This window comes from Mycobacterium sp., assembly GCF_035314905.1.
Taxonomy (GTDB): domain Bacteria; phylum Actinomycetota; class Actinomycetes; order Mycobacteriales; family Mycobacteriaceae; genus Mycobacterium.
Window position 1 is genome coordinate 1 of record NZ_DATFYW010000083.1, and the last position, 5,225, is coordinate 5,225.

Consider the following 5,225-nt stretch of genomic DNA (forward strand, 5'->3'; position numbering starts at 1 on the left):
CTCGGCATGGACTGGCGGGTGCGTTACGAGGTCGGCTCGGGTGCGGTGGAACCGGTTCAGCCGCAGCGCGACGACGAGGACACGATGCTGGCCGAGGCCGGCCGGGATGCGGTCGTCGACGCGCCGCGCCGCGACCCCGAGGAAGCCGCGCTCGAGCTGCTGCAGAACGAGCTGGGCGCGCGTCGTATCGACGGTCCCTGACGTACCCGCCTAGGGCTGCCACCACGGTCGCAGCGGCAGTCCGCCGTCGCGGCCGTTGTCGTCCAGCTTGACCGCAAGCACCTGGTGCAGCTGAATCGAGTTGTGCTCGAAGCCAACCCGTGACGCCGCCATGTAGAGTCCCCACACCTTCGCTGTGCCGAGGCCGACCTCGGCGACGGCTTCGTCCCAGTGCTCGACGAGGTTGGCGCACCAGTCCCGAAGTGTCATCGCGTAGTGGTGGCGCAGGTTCTCCTCGTGCAGCACCTCCAGGCCGACGTTCTGGATCTCGGTGATGATGCGGCCCGACCCGGTGAGCTCGCCGTCCGGGAACACGTAACGGTCGATGAACCCGCCCCCGTTGGCGCCGTGCCGGTTGTCGTGGCGGGTGATGCAGTGGTTGAGCAACACCCCGCCGTCGCGCAGCTTGTCCTGCAGGAACCGGAAATACGACGGGTAGTTGGCGACGCCGATGTGCTCGGTCAGCCCGATGGACGACACCGCGTCGAACTCCGACTCCGCGACGTCGCGGTAGTCGCCGTGGCGCACCTCGGCAAGCTCGGTGAGCCCTTCGGCGGCGATCGCGTTCTGCCCCCAGGCGGCCTGCTCCGCGGACAGCGTCACGCCGATGGCGTTGACGCCCCTGCGGGCGGCGTAGCGGACCATGCCGCCCCAGCCGCAGCCCACGTCCAGCAGCCGGTCGCCGGGTCGCAGCCGCAGCTTTTCGAATACCAGCCGGTATTTGTAGTCCTGGGCCTGCTCCAGCGTGGCGTCGGGGTGCGGGTAGCACGCGCAGGTGTAGGTCATCGACGGGCCGAGCACCCATTCGTAGAACGTGTTGGATACGTCGTAGTGGTGGTGGATTGCCTCCGCGTCGCGGTGCCTGCTGTGCCGGAGTCCCTCGGCCATGCGTCGCCACCGCGGCAACGTCTCCTGCGGCGGCGGGGCCACCGGCTTGAGGTGCTCGATACCGATGGACCGCACGATGCTCGCCAGCACCCGCGCCGGCGGCCGCCGGAATTCGAGCTTGTCGGCCAGCGCGCCGAGCAGCGGGTACGGGTCGCCCGGATGCACGCCGTGTGGTTCGAGGTCACCGGAGATGTAGGCCCGGGCCAGCCCCAGGTCGCTGGGCGCCGTCAGCAGGTAGGTGGTGCCTCGCGGGGTCCGCAGGTCCAGCCCGAGCGTGGCCTCTTCCGGGCCGCAGCTGCTGCCGTCGTATGCGGTGAAACGCAGCGGCAGCTGGCCGCCGGCGAACACCTCGAGGATCTCTGCCAGCGTCATCCGTCCCGCCGCCGCTGGGGCCGTGCGTTCCTTGAACGTCGTCATCGTCTTTGCACCGCCTTCGCGTAGAGGTCCAGGAAACGGGAGTCGGGATCGTAGGTTTTCTTCAGCGTCTTGTAGGTTTCCCCGCCGTAGAGCTCATCGAACTCCTCTGGCGAGTAAAAGGCGTCCGAATACAGCGACTTGTGCCCGTCGAGCTCGCTGACTGTGTTCTCGATCAGCCTGTTCGTCTCACCCTCGACCGAACCGGCAGGCACCGATGACCAGAACCCGACATTGACGTAGGAGTGGCCTGGCCGTAGCGGATACAGCGGCCAGCCATCGGTGTCACGTAGCCTCAGCGGGCACACCCAGATCGGCTCGATCGGCACGTTGGCGAGAAACCAGTCGAGGAATTCCACGCAGCGCTCGATCGGCACCTCGACGTCCTGTACCACGCGTTCCTGCGGCGGGCGGCCGCCGCGCTTCTCGATGCGGTCGGCGATGTGGAACTTCCGGTCGTAGCCCATCAGCTTCCAGTAGACGCTGCTGCGGCGGTAGCGCCGCGGCCACAACCGCCGCAGTCGTGGGTTTTGCGCCCCGAATGCCCGTGAGCACCAGAACCAGTCGGTGTCCCAACGCCAGAAGTAGTCGTGGATGGTCAGCCTGTCGGCCTTCCCGGCGACCTCTTTGTCCGAGGCGTGCTGAATCGATCGGTAGTAGGTCTGCTGCCCGGTGTAGTCGCTGACCGGCCCCGGTGTGGTGGTCTGCACGCCGAGGGTGAGGTAACTCTCGTCGGCGCTGAACACGACACCGTCGAGATAGTCCACCTGCACGCCGTCGAGGCCACCGGTTTCGATGACGCGGTCCATCGTCGACATCAGGTCGGGCAGCGAATGAAACCGCAGGTGCCTGAGCGCGACGAACGGCTTGACCTTCTCCAGCTCGATCTTCAGCCGGACTGAATAGCCAAGGGTGCCATAGGAATTCGGGAAGCCGCGAAACAGGTCGGCGTGGTTGTCGGCCGACGCGGTGAGAATCTCGCCCGTCCCGGTGAGGATGTCCATCTCTAGCACCGACTCGTGCGGCAGGCCGTTGCGGAACGACGCCGACTCGATGCCCAGCCCGGTCACCGCTCCGCCGAGGGTGATGGTTTTCAGTTGCGGAACGACCAGCGGAGACAAGCCGTATGGCAAGGTCGCGGCCACCAGGTCTTCGTAGGTGCACATTCCCGCGACGTCGGCGGTGCGCGCGTGCGGGTCTACCGAGATCACGCCGGTGAGCCCCGACGTGTCCAGGCCCGGGGCGTCGCGTTTGGCCCGGGCGCGGAACAGGTTCGAGGTGGGCTTGGCCAGCCGTACCGACGCCGATGCCGGGATTGTACGGTAGCTCGCGACGAGCCGGCGCACGCCGTCGGCGTGCGCGGCCTGCGCGTCGGCCCGGGGAATCGGCACGCATATACGCTAGTCCGCGGTCGCGGCCGATGCGACCGCTCGCCTGAGCATGAAGGAGTCTTGCCTGATGGGAGAGGTCAGCGCGTCCAGCAGCGTCCTGATCAACGCCGAACCCGCCGCCGCGCTCGCCGCGGTCGCCGACTACCGGAACGTGCGACCGAAGATCTTGTCGCCGCAGTTCAGCGACTACCAGGTGCTGCAGGGAGGGCAGGGTCAGGGCACGGTGGCGACGTGGAAGCTGCAGGCCACCAAGTCGCGGGTGCGTGACGTGCGGGCCGGCGTCGACGTGGCCGGGCACACCGTGATCGAGAAGGACGCGAACTCGTCGATGGTGACCAACTGGACCGTCGCACCCGCGGGAACCGGATCGACGGTCACCGTCAAGACGACCTGGACGGGCGCCGGCGGCGTCAAAGGGTTCTTCGAGAAGACGTTCGCGCCGCTGGGCCTGCGCCGGATTCAGTCCGAGGTGCTGGCCAACCTGAAGAAGGAGCTGGAGGGCCGGTGAGCGGCCCGGCATCCGGCGGGGAGGGGTCCTAACCCGTCCTAACCCACGTTGCCCTGCGTGCCGAGGAACCCGGCGATTCCCTGTACCACGGCCGCGGCGTACTTCTGCCGGCCCTCGGTCGTGGTCATCACCGCGGAGTCGGCGGGGTTCTTCATGTTGCCGAGTTCGATCAGCACCGCGGGGTACTGCGCCAGGTTCAGCCCGGCCAGGTCGGCGCGCCCGTACAGTCCGTCGGTGCCGATGTAGTTGGCCGGCGGGACGCCCGAGTTTTGCAGTTGGTCCCGCACGATGCGGGCGAGCTGGATTGACGGGCCGGCCTGAGCGGCGTTGAGCGGCGGCGCGGAGTAGTTCACGTGAAAGCCGCGGCCGGTCGGCGGCCCGCCGTCGGCGTGGATGCTGACGATCGCGTTGGGGTGTATCGCGTTGGCCATTGCGGCGCGCTCGTCGACGCACGGGCCGAGCGCGTCGTCGTTGCCGCGTGACATCGCGCTGCGCACCCCGAGCTGGTTCAGCAGGGCTCGGATCCGCAGCACCACATCCCAGTTGAACGTGTGCTCGGGATAGCCGTCGTTGGTGCTGGTGCCGCTGGCCTGACAATCCTTTGTTCCGCCCCGGCCGTCGGGCACCTGCCGGGTGATGGACGCGTCGTTGGCGCCGTGGTGGCCGGGGTCGAGGAACACGACCATCCCGGCGATGTTGGCGGGCTGCGCGGCGGACGGCGGGGCGGCGAGCGTCCATGCGATCACGATTGCCGTTGCGGCCGCGGCGGCGCCGACACGTAGTGCGAGAGAGTCTGGCACCGCGTCAAGCTAGCCCGGCTCACGACTACGCTTGGTTGTCGACCCGCCGACGAGACGAAGTCGAGACCAACAGGCAAGAGGACCGTGATGCAACCCCAAGGCCCATCCGACATGTCGGCGTTGCTGGCTCAGGCGCAGCAGATGCAGCAGCAGCTGATGGAAGCCCAGGACCAGCTGGCCAACACCGAAGTCCACGGGCAGGCCGGCGGTGGGCTGGTTCAGGTGACGATGAAGGGCAGCGGCGAAGTGGTGTCCGTCGCGATCGACCCCAAGGTCGTCGATCCCGACGACGTCGAGACGCTGCAAGACCTGATCGTCGGCGCGCTGGCCGACGCCTCCAAACAGGTGACGATCCTGGCGCAGAGCCGGCTGGGCCCGCTGGCCGGCGGGTTGGGGCTGTGAGTTGTTCGAGGGACCCGTCCAGGATCTGATCGACGAGCTGGGCAAGCTGCCGGGCATCGGCCCGAAGAGCGCCCAGCGCATCGCCTTTCACCTGCTGTCCGTCGAGCCGCCGGACATCGACAGGCTGACCGCCGTGCTGGCCAGGGTCCGCGACGGCGTGCGGTTCTGTGCGGTGTGCGGCAACGTGTCCGACGACGAGCGGTGCCGCATCTGCTCGGACCCGCGCCGCGACGCGTCGCTGGTGTGCGTCGTCGAGGAGCCCAGGGACGTCCAGGCCGTCGAACGTACGCGGGAGTTTCGCGGGCGCTATCACGTGCTGGGCGGTGCGCTCGATCCGCTGTCCGGCATCGGGCCGGATCAGCTGCGGATTCGCGAGCTTTTGAATCGCATCGGCGAGCGGGTCGACGGCGTCGAGGTCGCCGAGGTCATCATCGCCACCGACCCCAACACCGAAGGCGAAGCCACGGCGACCTACCTCGTCCGGATGCTGCGCGACATCCCCGGCCTCACCGTCACCCGCATCGCGTCCGGCCTTCCGATGGGCGGCGACCTCGAGTTCGCCGACGAACTGACCCTCGGCCGCGCATTGTCGGGCCGCCGCCA

Annotated in this window: 6 protein-coding genes and 1 pseudogene; 4 read left to right on the top strand and 3 right to left on the bottom strand. The window is 68.2% G+C overall.

Features of this window, described 5'->3' with window-relative positions; translation table 11 throughout:
* Nucleotides 1-201, top strand: a pseudogene (locus tag VKG81_RS06280) (DNA polymerase III subunit gamma/tau); the annotation flags it as partial.
* Nucleotides 202-210: 9 nt separating this feature from the next.
* Here VKG81_RS06280 and VKG81_RS06285 read toward each other — a convergent pair.
* The gene (locus VKG81_RS06285) at nt 211-1,524 is read right to left on the bottom strand and encodes a class I SAM-dependent methyltransferase (protein WP_324394976.1); all 1,314 of its coding nucleotides are present in this window, start codon (nt 1,522-1,524) and stop codon (nt 211-213) included.
* Nucleotides 1,521-2,912, bottom strand: a complete 1,392-nt coding sequence (locus tag VKG81_RS06290; RefSeq protein WP_324394977.1) for an FAD-binding oxidoreductase — start codon at nt 2,910-2,912, stop codon at nt 1,521-1,523. Before VKG81_RS06290 ends, VKG81_RS06285 begins: the two co-directional genes overlap by 4 nt.
* Before the next feature lie 67 nt (nt 2,913-2,979).
* Here VKG81_RS06290 and VKG81_RS06295 point away from each other — a divergent pair, with 67 nt between their 5' ends.
* Nucleotides 2,980-3,420: an SRPBCC family protein gene (locus VKG81_RS06295; RefSeq protein WP_324394978.1), complete on the top strand. Its 441-nt coding sequence runs from the start codon at nt 2,980-2,982 to the stop codon at nt 3,418-3,420.
* Between the two features lie 38 nt (nt 3,421-3,458).
* Here VKG81_RS06295 and VKG81_RS06300 read toward each other — a convergent pair whose 3' ends face one another.
* On the bottom strand, nt 3,459-4,220 hold the full coding sequence (locus tag VKG81_RS06300) for an Rv3717 family N-acetylmuramoyl-L-alanine amidase (protein ID WP_414685182.1): 762 nt from the start codon (nt 4,218-4,220) through the stop codon (nt 3,459-3,461).
* An 87-nt stretch (nt 4,221-4,307) separates the two neighbouring features.
* Here VKG81_RS06300 and VKG81_RS06305 point away from each other — a divergent pair, with 87 nt between their 5' ends.
* Nucleotides 4,308-4,622 carry a YbaB/EbfC family nucleoid-associated protein gene (locus tag VKG81_RS06305; RefSeq protein WP_324394979.1) on the top strand — a complete coding sequence of 105 codons (315 nt, stop codon included), beginning with the start codon at nt 4,308-4,310 and terminating at the stop codon, nt 4,620-4,622.
* Between the two features lies 1 nt (nt 4,623).
* Nucleotides 4,624-5,225: recombination mediator RecR (recR, locus tag VKG81_RS06310; RefSeq protein ID WP_324394980.1), on the top strand; the 602-nt coding region annotated here is incomplete at its 3' end.